14 protein-coding genes are annotated in these 17,615 nt (G+C 61.9%); 10 read left to right on the top strand and 4 right to left on the bottom strand.

The features are described 5' to 3' along the window. Positions 1–3: 3 nt before the first annotated feature. From ACWHXD_RS05950 to ACWHXD_RS05985, 8 genes are all read left to right on the top strand, one after another. Positions 4–882, top strand: a complete 879-nt coding sequence (locus ACWHXD_RS05950) for a polysaccharide deacetylase family protein (RefSeq protein WP_032893393.1) — start codon at positions 4–6, stop codon at positions 880–882. Between the two features lie 142 nt (positions 883–1,024). Continuing rightward, on the top strand, positions 1,025–2,365 hold the full coding sequence (locus ACWHXD_RS05955) for an MFS transporter (RefSeq protein WP_138761370.1): 1,341 nt from the start codon (positions 1,025–1,027) through the stop codon (positions 2,363–2,365). A 10-nt stretch (positions 2,366–2,375) separates the two neighbouring features. After that, positions 2,376–3,137 (top strand): SDR family NAD(P)-dependent oxidoreductase, encoded by a 762-nt coding sequence (locus ACWHXD_RS05960; RefSeq protein WP_032893390.1) that lies wholly within the window; start codon positions 2,376–2,378, stop codon positions 3,135–3,137. Between the two features lie 69 nt (positions 3,138–3,206). After that, positions 3,207–3,956 (top strand): SDR family NAD(P)-dependent oxidoreductase, encoded by a 750-nt coding sequence (locus ACWHXD_RS05965; RefSeq protein WP_032893388.1) that lies wholly within the window; start codon positions 3,207–3,209, stop codon positions 3,954–3,956. Positions 3,957–3,969: 13 nt separating this feature from the next. Then, positions 3,970–4,272: a hypothetical protein gene (locus tag ACWHXD_RS05970; protein WP_056789941.1), complete on the top strand. Its 303-nt coding sequence runs from the start codon at positions 3,970–3,972 to the stop codon at positions 4,270–4,272. Positions 4,273–4,382: 110 nt separating this feature from the next. After that, positions 4,383–5,357 carry a CobW family GTP-binding protein gene (locus ACWHXD_RS05975; RefSeq protein WP_032893385.1) on the top strand — a complete coding sequence of 325 codons (975 nt, stop codon included), beginning with the start codon at positions 4,383–4,385 and terminating at the stop codon, positions 5,355–5,357. Beyond that, positions 5,354–6,529: an ABC transporter substrate-binding protein gene (locus ACWHXD_RS05980; RefSeq protein WP_032893382.1), complete on the top strand. Its 1,176-nt coding sequence runs from the start codon at positions 5,354–5,356 to the stop codon at positions 6,527–6,529. Before ACWHXD_RS05975 ends, ACWHXD_RS05980 begins: the two co-directional genes overlap by 4 nt. Positions 6,530–6,736: 207 nt before the next feature. Continuing rightward, complete coding sequence (locus ACWHXD_RS05985; protein WP_138761371.1) at positions 6,737–9,073, top strand: putative bifunctional diguanylate cyclase/phosphodiesterase; 2,337 nt, start codon at positions 6,737–6,739, stop codon at positions 9,071–9,073. On the opposite strand, the gene ACWHXD_RS05990 is transcribed toward ACWHXD_RS05985, so the two are convergent. The 4 genes from ACWHXD_RS05990 to ACWHXD_RS06005 form a co-directional block, all read right to left on the bottom strand. Beyond that, positions 9,070–10,476 carry a pyridoxal phosphate-dependent decarboxylase family protein gene (locus ACWHXD_RS05990; protein ID WP_138761372.1) on the bottom strand — a complete coding sequence of 469 codons (1,407 nt, stop codon included), beginning with the start codon at positions 10,474–10,476 and terminating at the stop codon, positions 9,070–9,072. The two genes, ACWHXD_RS05985 and ACWHXD_RS05990, sit on opposite strands and share 4 nt — an antisense overlap. A 34-nt stretch (positions 10,477–10,510) precedes the next feature. Next, the gene (locus ACWHXD_RS05995; protein WP_138761373.1) at positions 10,511–11,356 is read right to left on the bottom strand and encodes a 2OG-Fe(II) oxygenase; all 846 of its coding nucleotides are present in this window, start codon (positions 11,354–11,356) and stop codon (positions 10,511–10,513) included. A 169-nt stretch (positions 11,357–11,525) separates the two neighbouring features. Next, the gene (locus ACWHXD_RS06000) at positions 11,526–13,943 is read right to left on the bottom strand and encodes a glucose/quinate/shikimate family membrane-bound PQQ-dependent dehydrogenase (protein WP_044272077.1); all 2,418 of its coding nucleotides are present in this window, start codon (positions 13,941–13,943) and stop codon (positions 11,526–11,528) included. Positions 13,944–14,409: 466 nt separating this feature from the next. Beyond that, positions 14,410–16,428 (bottom strand): TonB-dependent receptor, encoded by a 2,019-nt coding sequence (locus ACWHXD_RS06005; protein WP_138761374.1) that lies wholly within the window; start codon positions 16,426–16,428, stop codon positions 14,410–14,412. Between the two features lie 170 nt (positions 16,429–16,598). Between ACWHXD_RS06005 and ACWHXD_RS06010 the strand changes: the two genes are divergently transcribed. Next, the gene (locus ACWHXD_RS06010) at positions 16,599–16,832 is read left to right on the top strand and encodes a VF530 family protein (protein WP_032893373.1); all 234 of its coding nucleotides are present in this window, start codon (positions 16,599–16,601) and stop codon (positions 16,830–16,832) included. 4 nt (positions 16,833–16,836) lie between these two features. Continuing rightward, entirely contained in the window at positions 16,837–17,463 is a 627-nt protein-coding gene (locus ACWHXD_RS06015; protein WP_032893371.1) for a Pr6Pr family membrane protein, read from the top strand. Positions 17,464–17,615: the final 152 nt, after the last annotated feature.

The following is a 17,615-nucleotide window of genomic DNA, read 5'->3' on the forward strand; positions in this document are numbered from 1 at the left end:
ACCATGGCTAAAGATATTCTCTGTGCATTTGGCGTTGACGTGGACGCCGTCGCCGGTTGGCTCGGTTCCTATGGCGGCGAAGATTCGCCCGACGACATCTCCCGTGGCCTGTTCGCCGGTGAAGTCGGCGCGCCGCGCCTGCTCAAATTGTTTGAACGCTACGGCTTGCGCACCACCTGGTTTATCCCGGGCCACTCGATGGAAACCTTTCCCGAGCAGATGAAGGCTGTGGCCGACGCTGGCCACGAAATCGGTGTGCATGGCTACAGCCACGAAAACCCCATCGCCATGACCGCCGAGCAAGAAGAGATCGTGCTCGACAAATCCATCGACCTGATCACCCAGGTCACCGGCAAACGTCCCACCGGCTACGTTGCGCCATGGTGGGAATTCAGCAAGGTCACCAACGAGCTGCTGCTGAAAAAAGGCATCAAGTACGACCACAGCTTGATGCACAACGACTTCCACCCCTACTACGTGCGCAAGGGGGATAGCTGGACCAAGATCGACTACAGCCAGCACCCCGACACCTGGATGAAGCCTTTGGTGCGCGGCGAAGAAACCGACCTGGTGGAGATCCCGGCGAACTGGTACCTGGACGACCTGCCGCCAATGATGTTCATCAAGAAAGCCCCCAACAGCCACGGCTTCGTCAACCCGCGCCATCTGGAAGAAATGTGGCGTGACCAGTTCGACTGGGTCTACCGCGAACACGAACATGCCGTGTTCACCATGACCATCCACCCCGACGTGTCTGGCCGCCCGCAAGTGCTGTTGATGCTGGAGCGCTTGATCGAACACATCCAGAGCCATGCCGGCGTGCGCTTCGTCACCTTCAACGAAATCGCCGACGATTTTATTCGCCGCCAACCGCGTACCTGACGTCCACCCGGTAGGCGCGAGCTTGCTCGCGAAGGTCGTCAACGATAACGCAGGCCACCTGGTTTTACGCAGTGCCTGTGCGTTCTTCGCGAGCAAGCACGCTCTTACAGAAGGGCAACCCCTATCCCTTGAGGCGCGATTCATGTCTATCTACAACAAGCTTGACCTGACTGGCTGGAAACCCCGGCAACTGACATCCAAGGAAGTGCGCTTTGCCACCTGGATCGCGTTTTTTGCCTGGGTGTTTGCGGTGTATGACTTCATTCTGTTCGGCACCTTGCTGCCGGAAATTGGCCGGCACTTCGGTTGGGGTGAAGTCGAGCAAGCTGAGATTGCGACCTGGGTGGCAGTGGGCACGGCGGTGGTGGCCTTTGCCATTGGCCCCGTGGTCGATAAATTGGGGCGGCGCACCGGCATTATCTTCACCGTGGCCGGCTCCGCGTTGTGCTCGGCACTCACCGCCATTGGCGGCGCGTGGGGCAAGTCGCCGCTGATTCTGATCCGTTCGTTGGGCGGCCTGGGTTATGCCGAGGAAACCGTCAACGCCACCTACTTGAGCGAACTGTATGGCGCCTCAGAGGATTCGCGGCTGACCAAGCGGCGCGGGTTTATCTACAGCCTGGTGCAGGGCGGCTGGCCGGTCGGTGCATTGATCGCCGCAGGTTTGACCGCGCTGTTGCTGCCGATTGTCGGCTGGCAGGGCTGCTTTATCTTCGCCGCCGTCCCGGCCATTGTGATCGCGATCATGGCGCGCAAGCTCAAGGAGAGCCCGCAGTTCCAGATCCACCAGCGCATCAGTCAACTGCGCAAAAGCGGTGCGGTAAAAGAAGCACAGAACGTCGCTGAAACTTACGGCGTGGACTACGACGAGCACAGCAAAGCCGGCCTCAAAGCCGCGTTCCGTGGCCCGGCGCGCCGTGCCACCCTGGTGATCGGTGCCGCGCTGCTGCTCAACTGGGCGGCCATCCAGGTGTTCAGCGTGTTGGGAACGTCGGTCATTGTCAGCGTGCACCACATCTCGTTTGAGAATTCGCTGATCATCCTGGTGCTGTCGAACCTGGTGGGTTACTGCGGCTACCTCAGCCACGGCTGGATGGGCGACAAGATCGGCCGCCGCAATGTGATCGGCCTTGGCTGGATGCTCGGCGGCCTGGCGTTCGCCGGCATGCTGTTTGGGCCCAGCAATATGCCGATGGTGGTCGGGCTGTATAGCCTGGGCCTGTTCTTTTTGATCGGACCGTACTCGGCGGCGCTGTTTTTTATCAGCGAAAGTTTTCCCACCAGCATCCGCGCCACCGGCGGCGCGATCATCCATGCCATGGGCCCGATTGGTGCAGTGATCGCAGGCTTTGGTGCCACCCAAGTATTGGCCGCCGGCAGTGACTGGCAGACCGCCGCGCTGTGGTTCGGTGCGTTGCCGTGCTTCCTGTCCGGAGCCCTGATGTTCTCCGCGCGCCACGTACGCCCGGAAACTGTCCAGTAAGGAGTGTTCGATGAAACGCAAAGTTGCCTTGATTACCGGTGCCGCCAGCGGCATCGGCCAAGCCCTCGCCGTGGCATATGCGCGCAATGGCGTGGCGGTGGTGGGCGGGTATTACCCGGCTGACCCCCATGACCCGCAGGACACCGTGTCGCAGGTGCAAGCGGCGGGTGGCGAGTGCGTGATGCTGCCCTTGGACGTGGGCAATAGCGCCTCGGTTGACGCCCTGGCCGAGCAGGCCGTGCAGCATTTCGGACGCCTGGATTACGCGGTGGCCAACGCTGGGTTGTTGCGCCGCGCGCCGTTGCTGGAGATGACCGACGCGCTGTGGGACGAGATGCTCAATGTCGACTTGACCGGGGTAATGCGCACCTTCCGCGCCGCGACTCGGCACATGAACGAAGGCGGTGCGCTGGTGGCGATATCGTCGATTGCCGGTGGGGTGTATGGCTGGCAGGAACACAGCCATTACGCGGCGGCCAAGGCCGGCGTGCCGGGGCTGTGTCGTTCATTGGCGGTGGAGTTGGCGCCCTTGGGGATTCGCTGCAATGCGGTGATTCCCGGCTTGATCGAGACGCCGCAGTCGTTGGATGCGCAGAACTCGTTGGGGCCTGAGGGCCTGGCGAAAGCGGCGCGGGCGATCCCGCTGGGGCGAGTCGGGCGGGCGGATGAGGTGGCGTCGCTGGTGCAGTTCTTGACCAGTGATGCGTCGAGCTACCTGACGGGCCAAAGCATTGTGATCGACGGTGGCCTGACCGTGCGCTGGCCGGACTGACGTGCTCAACCTAAATGTGGGAGGGGGCAAGCCCCTCCCACAGGGAACCGTGTTTTTTCAGGAGTTTTTATGAGTCAACTCACTCACCGCCGCGCCGTCATCACCGGCGCCGGCAGCGGCATCGGTGCCGCCATCGCCCGCGCCTACGCCACTGAAGGCGCACGCCTGCTGCTGGCCGACCGTAATGCCGCGAGTCTGGCTGAAACCGCGATCACCTGCCGCAACCTGGGGGCCGAGGTGGTCGAATGCCTGGCCGACGTCGGCAGCGTCGAAGGCGCCCAGGCCAGTGTCGACCGCTGCGTCGAACACTTTGGCGGCATCGACATCCTGGTCAACAACGCCGGCATGCTCACCCAGGCGCGTTGTGTCGACCTGAGCATTGAGATGTGGAACGACATGCTGCGCGTCGATCTCACCAGCGTCTTTATCGCCAGCCAGCGCGCCTTGCCGCATATGCTTGCGCAGCGCTGGGGGCGGATCATTAACGTTGCCTCGCAACTGGGTATCAAGGGCGGCGCCGAGCTGACCCATTATGCTGCAGCCAAGGCCGGGGTGATCGGCTTTACCAAATCCCTGGCATTGGAAGTGGCCAAGGACAATGTGCTGGTCAACGCCATCGCCCCCGGGCCCATCGAAACGCCGTTGGTGGGCGGCATCAGCGACACCTGGAAACGCGCCAAGGCCGCCGAGCTGCCGCTGGGCCGCTTCGGCCTGGCGGATGAAGTCGCGCCGGTGGCGGTACTGCTGGCCAGCGAGCCCGGCGGCAACCTGTTCGTGGGCCAGACCCTGGGGCCGAATTCCGGCGACGTCATGCCATGAGCGGGGTGTAGCCATGTGTGGACTCTGCGGGCTGTTGGGTGAAGACCTGCATTGGAGCGACCCTTTGGGCGACGCCTTGCCGCGACGGCGTGAGCGCCTGCGCCGCATTGCGGCGATCAACCAGGTGCTGGCGGTGTTCCGGCTCAAGGTCGAAGACTTTCAAGGTGCCTCTTACCTGCTAATCGGTGCCACCGGTAAACAGGCACTGGCGAGCGGTTTAGACCCACTCTGGCAAGCAGCTGAAAGCATGCTGGGGCGGCCCTTGGATCCCCTCGATCCCACCCTGCTCGACCATTTGGAACACAACCCATTGTAGGCGCGAGCGTGCTCGCGAAAAACGTTAACGATAACGCGCTGCCTGGATGAACGCGGCGCTCTCAGGTTTTTCGCGAGCAAGCTCGCTCCTACAGTGAGTGGAGGTAGAAAATGAGCATCGCCCTGAATGTAATCACCGGCTTCCTCGGCAGTGGCAAAACCACTTTGCTTACCCGCCTGCTGCAAGGCGAGAGCCTCGGTGACACCGCTTTGCTGATCAATGAATTCGGCGACGTCGGGATCGATCATCTGCTGGTGGAAGAGGTCGCGCCCGACACCGTGCTGCTGCCCAGCGGCTGCGTGTGCTGCTCGATTCGCGGTGAGTTGAAAGATGCGCTGCTTGGCCTGCTGCAGCGTCGCGAGCGCGGGGAGATTCCGGCGTTCAAACGGGTGATCCTGGAAACCACCGGCCTGGCCGACCCGGCGCCGATCCTTGCAACTTTGAACAACGACATGCAGTTGCGCGGGCGCTTTCATATCGGCCTGGTCATCACGCTGGTCGATGCCAGCCATGCCGCTCTGCAAGAGCGCCTGCACCCGGAGTGGTTGGCGCAAGTGGCGGCAGCGGATCGTTTGCTGCTGAGCAAGACCGACCTGGTCGACGACTGCGAGCCCCTGCGCACGCACCTGCGGGCCCTCAACGCCGGTACTCCGATCCTCGATACCCAGGCTGTCCACAGCGGTGAGCAACTGCTGCTGGGGGAAGGCTTGCGCAGCGCCGAGCCGGCCCTGGAAGTCAGCCGCTGGCAACTGCATCAAACCACCACGGCCTGCCACGGCGCCGCGCAGGTGTGCTGTTTGACCTTCGATCAGCCGCTGGACTGGGTCGGTTTCGGGGTGTGGCTGTCGATGCTGCTAAGATGCCACGGCGAACGAATCCTTCGTGTCAAAGGGCTGCTCAACGTGAACGCCAGTAACGCTCCCATCGTCATTCATGGCGTGCAGCACTGCCTGCATACCCCGACCCATTTGCCCGCGTGGCCGGGAAGCGACCGGCAATCGCGGTTGGTGTTTATTTTGCGCGGCCTTGACCCGGCATTGTTGCGCCGCTCCTTTGAGGTGTTCTCCCGGCGGTTCGCGGCATGATCACCTTACGCGTCCTCGGCACTTCCGTGACCCTGCTCGAAACGTTGCGTAGACGCGCCGAGCAGGAGTTGGGCATTCGCCTGGTGTACCAAGTGCATGACGTCGAGCAGGCCCAGCGCATTGCAGTGATGCAGCCCGATAGCTACGACCTGTATGACCAATGGTTCCATAACGTGGACTTTGTGTGGCCGGCGCGGGCGATTCAGCCCATCGACACGCGGCGTATCGCCCTGTGGCACGAGATCAATGACCTGCCCAAGCGCGGCCGCCTCTCGGCCGATGACCGCCTGGGCGGCGGCAGTGTGCCCAGTGAGCGGCTGTTCGTGCAGCACGATGGCAGCCTGGGCAGCACCGTCACTGAGCGCATCAGTATGTTGCCGTTGACCCACAACGCCGACAGCTTCGCCTACCGCCCTGAACGTTTGCCCGATGGTTTCTGTCATGGCAATGAAAGCTGGGGCTGGTTGCTCGACCCGGCCTGGGGCGCCCGCACTGCGCTGCAAAGCGACGCCGCCATCGGCGCCCTGGATGCAGCGTTGGCAGTGCAGGGCGCCGGCCTCGCCACGTTCAAGGACATCGGCAACATGAGCATCGAAGAGATCGACGTGCTGGCCGACATTCTGGTGCGCAAGCAGAAACAAGGGCACTTCGCCGCGTTCTGGTCGGATGATGAAGAGGCCGCGCAATTGATGCTCAGCCCGAGCATCGATATCCAGAGCCTTTGGTCGCCGACCTTGATGCGTCTGCACCGCGCGGGGGTGAAATACCGCTTGGCCGTGCCTCGCGAGGGCTACCGCGCCTGGTTCGGCGGCCTGTCCCTGTCACGGCATGCCAAGGGGCCGGTGCTGGATGCGGCCTACGCATATTTGAATTGGTGGCTGTCCGGCTGGCCTGGCGCGGTGATGGCCCGCCAGGGTTACTACATCGGCAACCCGGCGCGTACGCGAGACCACTTGAGCAGTGCCGAATGGGATTACTGGTACGCGGGCAAACCCGCGCGCGAAGAGTTGCTGGGCAGCGATGGCTTGCCGTTGATTGATATTGGAGAGGTGCGCGATGGAGGCTCTTATGAGCAACGCATGGGGCATATTGCGGTGTGGAACTCGGTGATGGATGAACACAACTATCTGGTGAGGCGTTGGGGGGATTTCATGCGGGCACGAGGTAACTAGTCGGCTTGGTGAAAATCGAGTCAATAATGTGACGCTAAACCCCCTCTATTTATTGGGTTTACTTATCCCCAGTCCCAGCTAACCTGCTTTAATAAAATCCCCCATAAAAAAGGATGTTTTTTTGACGCCGGTTAGCAGTCGGCAGGGACGCGTATGACATCAGGAAAGCACGGCCAAGAGCGACGAGCACGGCCCGAGGGTACGGCCATGCACTGGCGCCACACGTTTCAGACCCGCATAGCCGGGGTGCTGGCGCTGTTGTTGCTGGTGGTCGTGGTCGCCACCTATTTTGCCGTGAAGGCCGCCACCACTCGCGCGGTGGAGAACCAGGCCGACGTGCAGCTGAACACGGGGCGGCAGGTGTTCGAGCGCCTGCTGGACCTGCGCGGGCGGCGCTTGCAGTACGGGTTGGACTGGCTCACCGCCGATGGGCCGTTCAAGCAGGCGGTGGCCGGTGGCCGCACGGTGCCTATCCTGGAGGCGCTGGGCACCCATGGCACCGGGGTCAGTTCCAGCGAAGTGGTGGTGCTGGGCCTGGATGACAAGGTCATGGTCAGTACCCTGCTGGTGCAGACGCGCGGCCAGTTGTTCCCGTATGCCGATGCTTTGCGCAAGGCGCGGCGCAGCGGCCAGCAAATGTTGATCGTCGCCATGGCCGGGCGCCCCTATTTGCTGGTGCAAAAGGATGTGCTCGGGCCTGTGCCTATCGCCCGCGTGGTCATGGGCTTTCCCATGGACACGCAATTCGCCCATGAACTGCGCTCCATGAGCAACCTGGAGGTGTCGTTTCTCAGCGTGCAGGACGGCCATCTCGGTCAACTCTTCACCACCCACCCTGGCAATTGGCGCCCAAGCATTATCAGCCTCTTGCATGGCACGCAGGTCGATCCTGAGGCGAAGATCCAGCTGTTCCATGGTCAGCGTGTGCTCAGCCAGGTATTGCCCTTGGCCAACAGCGGCGAAGGCGATGAAGTGCGCGTGTTGCTGCAAAGCCCGCTGGACCATGCGCTGGAATCCTTCGCGCCGCTGGACCGGCAGTTCATGGGGATTGCCCTGGGGGTGCTGCTGGTGTCCCTGGCGGTGGCGTTATTCCTGGCGCGGCGCGTGTCACGCCCGCTCAATGCGCTGGTGCAAGCCGCTGAACGGATCGGGGCCGGTGACTACCGCACCCCGGTGCGGGTGCGTAGCCACGACGAGTTCGGCCTGCTGGCGCGTGCGTTCAATGCCATGCAAAGCGGCATTGCCCTGCGTGAGCGGCAACTGGCCCACAATGCCTTGCATGACCCGCTCACCGGCCTGCCCAACCGCGCCCTGGCCATGGAGCGCCTGGGCAGTGCGATCAGTGCGAGGCGGCCGGTGGTATTGCTGTACGTAGGCATTGAAAACTACCGGCTCATCAACGAAGGGTTTGGCCCTGAAGGGGTCGAGCACATGTTGTGCGAGGCCAGCCGCTGCTTGTCCAGCAGCCTGTTGGCCAGCGACACCGCCGCGCGCATCGCCGGCAGTGAGTTTCTGTTGTTGCTGGAAAACACCGAGATCGACTCTGCCGTAGCCCGCGCCGACCAGTTGCATGGGGCATTGACCGAACCCCTGCGCATCGGCAATGACGAAGTGCGCCATGAGGTGAGCATCGGCATCGCCGCGTACCCTGCTGACGGGCAGCAGGTGGAAGAATTGATCAACCGCGCGGCCATCGCCCGGCACGACGCGGCCAACCTGCCGGGGCATTTGCAGATCTACCAACCGGACCGCGACCTCGCCTACCAACGCCAGATCAGCCTAATTCGCGACCTGCGCCGCGCCGTGATCGAAGGCGAGTTGTTCCTGTGCTACCAGCCCAAGCTTGACCTGCGGCACGGGCACGTGAGCCAGGCCGAAGCCTTGCTGCGCTGGCAACACCCGACGCTGGGGCAAGTGTCCCCCGGGGAGTTCATTCCCCTGGCCGAACGCACCGGCAGCATGGGCGCGCTAACGCTGTGGGTGATCGAGGAAGCCATCCGCCAGATTGCCGAATGGGCGCAGCGTGGGCTGGTGATCCAACTGTCGGTGAATATCTCGGTGAACGACTTGGCGGATGACGACTTGGCCATTCGCGTCACTGCGCTATTGGCCCAATACCACGTGGGCGCCGAGCATTTGATTTTTGAAATCACCGAGAGCGCCATCATGCACAACCCGCAGCAGGCCCTCAGCGTGCTGGAGCAGTTGCGCAACTGCGGGATCAGCCTGTCGGTGGATGATTTCGGCACCGGTTACTCCTCCCTCGCACAGCTGCAGCGCCTGCCGGTGCAAGAACTGAAGATCGACCAGTCCTTTATACGCAACCTCGACAGCACCAGCGGCGACGGCGTGATCGTGCGTTCCACCATCGAGATGAGCCATAGCCTGGGGCTCAAGGTGGTGGCCGAGGGCGTGGAGTTCGAACACAGCCTCACCTTGCTCAAACGCTGGAACTGCGACACCGCCCAGGGTTACCTGATCAGCCGGCCGCTCAATGCCATGGCGTTCGAGCGGTGGATGCGGCGTGAGCGGGTGCCTACTTAGACCAGTGTTTGCAGTCGCGCCCACAACCTTTGGACATGCTGGCGTTCGGTGCCCAGCGCGCCGATGGACACCCGCACCATCCAGCGCTCATCGAGGAGGGCGGGGGTGACGTAGGCATCGCCTGACTGGTTGAGTTTTTCTGCCCAGGCTCGGGTGTGAGTATCCAGCGCCTGGCCATCCAACCCCGGCGGTTCGTGGCGAATGCACAGGGTTTGCAAGGCGGGCGTGGCCACCAGTGTCCAGTGTTCAGTGGCTTCGATCTGCTCTGCCAGCCAGCGCGCATTGGCCAGGTCTCGCCGCAGCCGCGCTTGCAGGCCGCTGACGCCTTGCTCGCGTATCAGGAACCACAGCTTCAAGGCGCGAAAGCGGCTGCCCAGGGAGATCCGCCAGTCACGGTAGTTTCGCACTTGGCCGTCTGCGCTGGACTGCAGGTAGCTCGGGTTGGTGGTCATGATGCGAATCAAATGCTCGGGGTCACGTACAAAATACACCGAGCAATCGAAGGCCGCGCCCAGCCATTTATGCGGGTTGAGCACCAGCGAGTCGGCCTTTTCGATGCCATCCCACAGGGCCCGGCATTCCGGCAGGATCATTGCCGCGCCAGCCATGGCCGAGTCCACGTGCAGCCACAGGCCATGGCGTTGGGTGAGCTCGCCAATCGCATCCAGAGGGTCGATCGCCATGGCCGCCGTGGTGCCGGTGGTGGCAATCACCACGCAGGGCGTGTTGCCGGCGGCCAGGTCCTGTTCGATGGCGTGCGCCAGTGCCTGGGGCGACATTGCATTGTGTGCATCGGTGGCGATGGTGCGGATATGGTTCTGGCCGAACCCGGCCAGGATCGCCGCCTTGTTGACCGAGCTGTGGGCATGGGCTGAGGTGTAGACGATCAGGGGCGCGCCGCTGTTTTGCAGGCCGTTGTGCATCAGCGCGTAATCGGAGCTGCGTTCCCGGGCGCTGATAAGCGCCACCAGCGTGGAGGTGGACGCCGAGTCCTGAATCACACCGCTCCATGTGTTGCCCAGGCCGAGCATGTCGCGCAGCCAGTCGGTGGTGACTTCCTCGATTTCGGTGAGGGCTGGGCTGGATTGCCAGGACAACCCAATCACGCCCAGGCCGGTGCTCAGGCAATCGCCGAGCACTGAGGACAGTTCCACATTGGAAGGGAAGAACCCGAAGAAACTGGGATGCTGCCAATGCAGCAAGCCGGGCATGATCAGTTTTTCGACGTCGCCCATGATCTGTTCGAAGGGTTCGGCGGTGTCAGGCGGGCTGGCCGGCAGGGCAGCTTTGATCTCGCCAGGCTGGGTGGTGGGCTGCACGCCGCGTTGTTCGATGTTCTGTCGGTAGTCTGCAATCAGGTCGATCATGGCATAGCCATGTTGGCGGAATTCTTCGGGGGTCATAGATAAACGTCCATGTGCACGAGCGATAAAAGTATTAGCACCAGAAGTAAAACGGTTCACCGGGGGTATAGCCGATAAACGACTGCATGCTGACGCGTTTTCCCGAATCGAACCCGCAGATGGCGTGGGGGCGGCGGGTATTGATCAGCACCAGTTCGTTCTGGCGCGGGCGGATGCGCAGCGGTTTTTGTAAACACTGTTCGGGCAGTTGGGCACCCTCGAAGCGCTGGACCTCGTCATAGCTAAAGGCTTGGGTATCCCAGATGATCAATTCGCCTCCCGAAGGCGGCGTTTCAAGATAGATATTGGCGCTGAATTGCTGCTGCAACTCAGCGATTGAACGGGGCAGACAATCCACATGGGGCACCGTTTCCGAGAGGTGCGCCGTCTCCGGGAACATGACGCGGATGATCCCGCAAAACATCGGTTGGCCCTGGAACGCAGCGGCTGTTACACCTTGCGGCCAGAGCGCCTGGAACTGTTCCATCAGCTGTTGAATGGGCGGTTTTTGCGGTGCACAGAGGCTGTCGATAAGGCCACGCATACGGGCCGCGTCAGCATAATATTTCTCTTGGGCATCACTGCCGGCGGCCTTGCCGTACGTGGAGTTGAACGGGGTGCCCCAGCGATGCACACCATAGAAGTGCTGAACCACGCGCCCCTCTTCGTAGGTTTCATGGCCGTAGTGTTCCAGGGTGGCGGTGTCGTCGATGGCCTGAATCAACCGTGCGCTGGTGGTTGCGTTGGCAAATTCAGGTACGCGAATGGCGAGCACTTCACCACTGATGAGTTTTTTCAAACTGGCAGTAGTGAGGTGTTCAAGTTCCAGGATTTTTGTGGGGGTGGAAAAAATCGGTTTTGTAGCGACATGGTCCGTCATGCAGTGAAGCTCCCTTTAAAGTGTTATCCGTACGCCTTTTTGTATTACGCAGGGCGTGCGCACTAAATTAGTTTTAAAGGGCTGAGGGGAGACCGCCGGGGCATTTTCGACAGGCAAAAAAAAGCGGCTGCCCATTCGGGGCAGCCGCCTTTTATACCGCCAGTACTACTTAATCTGGCAGTTTGAACGCCATTACATAATCACCCTGCTTGGTGCCCAGGGAGCCGTGACCGCCCGCCATGACCAGCACGTATTGCTTGCCGTCCTTGCCGGTGTAGGTCATCGGGGTGGTTTGCGCGCCTGCAGGCAGGCGGCCTTCCCACAGTTGCTTGCCGTTTTTCACGTCATAGGCACGCAGGTACTGGTCCAGGGTGCCGCTGAGGAACGCGACGCCACCGGCGGTGGTGAACGTACCGCCCAGGCTAGGCACGCCCATGGTCAGCGGGATTGGAACCGGCGAGCTGTCACGCACGGTGCCGTTTTTGTGCATCCAGATGGTCTGGTGGGTGGTCAGGTCGACCGCGGCCACGTAGCCCCAGGCCGGTGCCTGGCACGGCAGGCCCATCGGCGACAGCAACGCCTCAAGGATCACACCATACGGCGCGCCTTTGTTCGGCTGCACGCCTTCGGTTTCGCTGACGCGTGGGCCTTGCTTGGCGATGTCGGCCGCCGGGATCAGCTTGGATTTGAACGCCATGTAGCTTGGGTTCACGAAGGCGATCTGGCGCACTGGGTCAACCGAGATGCCGCCCCAGTCGAACACGCCGAAGTTGCCTGGGTACACGATCGAACCTTGCAGGGACGGCGGCGTGAACGGGCCGTCGTAGCGCATGGATTTGAAGTCGATCCGGCACAGCATCTGGTCGAACGGTGTCACGCCCCACATGTCGCGTTCTTTCAACGGCGGCGGCATGAAGTTCAGGTCGGACTTGGGTTGGGTAGGGGAGGTGCGGTCGCCCGCCACTGCGCCCTGTGGCACCGGAATCTCATTGACGGGCACCACTGGCTGGCCAGTGGCGCGGTCGAGCACGTAGATGCTGCCTTGCTTGGTCGACGCCATCACGGCCTGCTTCACGCCCGCAGCGGTCTTGATGTCGATCAGCGAAGGCTGGCCGCCCACGTCCATGTCCCACAGGTCGTGGTGGGTGAACTGGAAGGTCCACTTCACGTGGCCGGTGTCGATGTCCAGGGCGGTCAGGCCCGCGGCGTACTTCTCGGAGTCATCGGTACGGTCGCCGCCGTACTGGTCGGGCATCTGGTTGCCCATCGGCAGGTAGAGCATGCCGAGTTTTTCATCCACGGCGAACATGGACCACATGTTCGGCGAGTTGCGGGTGTAAGTCTTGCCTTCGGCCAACGGGGTGGTGTCGTCCGGGTTGCCGCTGTCCCAGTTCCACACCAGCTTGCCGGTGTGCACGTCGAACGCACGGATCACGCCGCTTGGCTCGTCGATGGAAACGTTGTCGGTGACGTGACCGCCGATCACGACCAGGTTCTTGGTCACGGCCGGTGGCGAGGTGGAGTAGTAACCGCCTGGGGCGAAGCTGCCGATGTTGGCACGCAGGTCGACCTGGCCTTTGTCACCGAAGTCTTCGCACATCTTGCCGGTGTCGGCGTTCAGGGCGATCAGACGGGTGTCTGCGGTCGGCACGAAGATGCGTTTCGGGCAGGCATTCGGTGCGGCGGCCGGGCTGGCTGTGCCAGTCGGGCTTTGCTCGGAAGCGTAGGCAGCGTCATCGTGGTACGACACGCCACGGCAGGTCATGTGCGCCCAACCTTTGAAGCTCTCAGCACCCTGGGTGGTGATCTTCGGGTCGAAACGCCAGATTTCCTTGCCGGTGTCCGGGTCCAGGGCAATCACTTGGCTGTGCGGTGTGCACACATACAGCATGCCGTTGACTTTCAGCGGGGTGTTTTCCGCAGTGGTTTCACCGGGGTCGCCTGGGCCAGGGATGTCGCCAGTGCGATAGGTCCACGCCGGCACCAGTTTGTGGGCGTTTTCCGGGGTGATCTGTGCCAGTGGCGAGTAACGGTCACCGAAGGCCGAACGGCCATAGGAGTTCCAGTCGCCATCGGCTTGAGTCGGCGCAGCACTGGCCATGCCCGGTACCGCGTCGCGGTCCAGTTGGCCGGTCTTGACCATTTCACCTGGGTTGGTGAATTGGCTGGCCAGGGCAGTAGCGCCCGCCAGCACCACGGCCACGCTCAGCGCGCCAGTGCCCAGCGGCGCGGCTTGGCCACGCAGCAACGGACGGCGAAACCACGGCAGCAGCATGACGATGCCCAAGGCGAACAACAGGGCCAGGCGCGGCACCAACTGCCACCAGTCCAGGCCGACTTCCCACAGTGCCCACACGGTGCTGGCGAACAACACCAGTGCGTACAAGCCCAGCGCAGCGCGGCGGGTGGCCAGCAGCAACACGCCGGTCAGGGTGATGCCGATACCGGCGAGCAGGTAGTACAGCGACCCGCCGAGCATGCTCAGCTTGACGCCGCCAGCCAGCAAGGCCAGCCCCATGATCAGCAGCAAGACGCCTAGCAGCCTGGGCAGCAGGCGGCTTGGGCTTGAAGCACCATCAGTGCTCATAGTGTGTTTCTCCGTGACGTTGGAATAATTATGTAACCCCGTGCTTCACTGTAGATGACGATTCAGCACGGGCTTGGTTCATCGTTATTTTCGGGTTTTTCTGTGGATAACCGGGTTATCCACAGGCGGGCAACAGATTCCCCGGCGCAGGTCGGTTTAAGACAGCGCTGTCTTTGCGTGCAGGGAAATTCAGCAAATGGGATCGACCCGGAGGTGAAGCGTTTCAGATTGTTGCGAAGGATAATGCGGCGGGGCGTTTTGAGAAAGGGTGAATCGCAAGATGCATCATTTCAGTTTTGGTAACAGTGACAGATAGTCGCTGCAAAAATAGGGGTTGGGCACGCCCCCCTGTAGGAGCGAGCTTGCTCGCGAAAAACTCACAGGCGCCACGTTTATTCAGGAAGCGCGCGTTATCGTTGGCGTTTTTCGCGAGCAAGCTCGCTCCTACAGGGGGTTGAGGTGACGGTTAGAAGGTGGTGCGAACGCCGAACTGCACACTGCGCCCCGGCGCCGGCGCGATGTCGCGCAGGATCGAGCTGGCATAGCGCACGGTCTGGTTGGTCAGGTTTTCACCGTTGACGAAGGCCAGCCACTGGCTGCTGCCCACATTGAAGCGATACCCCGCGCTGGCGCCAAGGGTGGTGTAGCCGTCGGTGCCGCTTTCGTTATCCGGCACACGCCCCTGGCCTGCCGCATGTTCCACATCGATACGCGCCTGCCAGCGGTCCAGTTCCCACAGCAAGCCGCTGCTCATGCGCAGGGGGGCAATGCGTGGCAAGGCTTCGCCGGTGTCCAGGTTGGTGGCACGGGTGTAGTCGCCCGACAGTTCCAGCGCAAACTTGCCGTAGGCGCCTTCGCCGAGCTTCCAGTGATCCTGGGCTTCGAAGCCGGCAAAACGTGCGCGCACGCCAGAATATTCATACTCGGGAATACCACCCGCGTCCTCTTCGCCTTCATCGTTCAAGGTGCGACCCGTGCCCAACAAACCGATGTAATTGGAGAAGCGGCTGTAGAACACGCCGAAGCTGCCCTTGTGGGTGCCATTGTCAAAGCGCAGGGCCAGGTCGCTGGACACGGCCTTTTCTTTCTTCAGGTTGGCATCGCCCAACTCATAGGTACCGGTAGCGACGTGGGCGCCGTTGGCGTACAGCTCGTAGAAGGTCGGCGCACGTTCGGTGTAGCCCAGGGTGGCGGCCAGGGACCAGATCGGCGTGAGGGTGTACACCGCGCCGGATGACAGGCTGCCGGCGGTGAAGTTACTGCTCTTGTCGGCATTGGCAAAACGCTCGTTGCCTTTGGCGTTCGGGTCGACGCTGGTGTGTTCCAGGCGTGCGCCGAGGCTGAGTTTGAGGCGCTCGGTGGTTTGCATTTCTTCGAGGATAAACAGCGCGCCGGCGTTGGTGTCGGTCTGCGGTACGAAGGCTTCTTCGCCCAAGGCCGAGAACTCGTTGCGGGTCACTTGGGCGCCGACCACGCCATCGAACGGGCCAATGGGCTGGTGACGCGCTTCTACCCGCGCTTCATAGCCTTTGTTCTTGAAGGTGGTGCCGGTTTCGCCGCCTTCGATTTCGCGGTGTTCGTAGTCGGTGTAACCGGCGTCGAGTTTCACCGAGGTAAACGGCCCTTGCAGGTTGCGGATCTCGGACGCAAAGGCGTAGTGGTCCTGTTTCATGCGGATGCGCACATCCTGCTCTGCCGGCGAGCCGTAGTTACTGTCGTAATTGCTGTAGGACAGCCCGGCATAACCATCGTCCCAGGTGTAGGAGCCGCCCACCGCACCGCCGTCCTGGCGCCCATTGCTGTTGCCCAGGCGCCCGTTTTTGCCGGGGCCGTTCTCGCTCTCCGGGGCATGCCGGCTGCGCGCATAACCTGGGATTTTCAGGTCGTTAAACTCGCGCGCATTGGCGTCCAGATGCAAGGCGAAGGTGCCGTTGCCGGCTTCCAGCTTGCCTGCGCTGCTGCGAGTGGTGTCGGCGCCGCCGTAGCGCAACTCGCCCGCGCCATGGATGCCCTCGATGGCTTCGGTGGGGATGCGGTTGTCGAAGGTATTGACCACCCCGCCGATGGCGCTGCCGCCATACAGCAGGGCGGCCGGGCCGCGCACGATTTCAATGCGGTCAACGTTGACCGGGTCCAGCGGCACCGCGTGGTCATAGGACAGCGACGAGGCGTCCAGCGCGCCCACACCGTTGCGCAGGATGCGAATACGGTCGCCGTCCTGGCCACGAATGATCGGGCGGCTGGCCCCCGGGCCAAAGTACGAAGACGACACGCCCGGCTGCTTGTTCAGGGTTTCACCGAGGCTGCCTTTTTGTTGCAGGGTCAGGTCATCGCCTTCCAGCACGGTGGTGGGCGAGGCCAGCTGTTCGCTGCCCAGCGGGTTGCCGGTGACCACTTGGGGTGGCAGTTCCAGGGCATGGGCCTGGGAGCCGATCAACAGGGCGGCGGCGAGGGGCGACAAGCACCAGAGAGAAGGCAGCGACATCGGATATTCCTAGGCAAAAAGGTTGTTAAGTAAAGTTACAATATAACATCTCTTTTTTGCGAAAAAGGGGAACTTTTCTTCACTGGCTATATTCAATGCGATGCTTCCACCTGCAGGCCTCGTCGGCTAAGGTGCGCGGCTGTGTTTCCTCTTTTTGCAAAAGGCCCGGCATGACCGCGACAAGCAACGACCCGCTCCACGGTGTGACCCTGCAACACGTGCTCACCACCCTGGTGGACCATTACGAGTGGAGCGGCTTGGCCGAGCGCATTGATATCCGCTGCTTCAAGAGTGACCCGAGCATCAAGTCGAGCCTGACCTTCCTGCGCAAAACCCCTTGGGCGCGGGAAAAAGTCGAAGGCTTGTACGTCAAACTGATGCGTACCAAGCGCCCCCTGGATTGAAAGCATGAAGCGCTTTGTCGCGGCGGCCGCCTTGGCCGGTTGGGTGGGGTTGGCGATCCAGCAATACCTGATTCTCTATTCGCGCTGGACCAGCGGCGCGAGCTTGCTGGGCGGCTTGATCAGTTTTTTCAGCTTCTTCACCGTGCTGACCAATACCCTGGTGGTCGTGGTGCTCAGCTACTCACTGGTCGAGCGCGACTCTGGCGCCAAGCGGTTTTTCCTCGCGCCCCGCATCAGTAGTGCGATAGCGGCGAGCATCGTGGTGGTGAGCCTGGCCTACAACCTGCTGCTGCGGCATCTGTGGAGCCCGCAAGGCTTTCAATTTATCGCCGATGAGTTGCTGCACGACGTCATGCCGTTGCTGTTTGTGGTGTATTGGTGGCGGTGTGTGCCCAAGGGCACCTTGCGGTTCAAGCACATTGCCGGCTGGGTGATTTACCCATTGGTGTACTTCGGTTATGTGCTGCTGCGCGGGCATATGCTCGGGCAGTATCAGTACCCGTTCATGGATGTGGACAGCCTCGGTTATCCACAGGTGTTTGTGAATGCCGCAGGTATTTTGGCAGGGTTCATCGTCATCGCGCTGGCGATCATTGGCCTGGACAAGCACCTCAAATCCCCCTCGATTTAAAGTGAGCACCATTAATGTGGGAGCTGGCTTGCCTGTGATAGCCATAGGTATCCACACAATTCTGGTGCGACGCTGAACCTGTGGCGAGGGAGCTTGCTCCCGTGACGACCTGACAGCTGACACTTATCTACCTGCCGCCCCGCGATCAAACT

This window comes from Pseudomonas fjordensis (assembly GCF_976987115.1).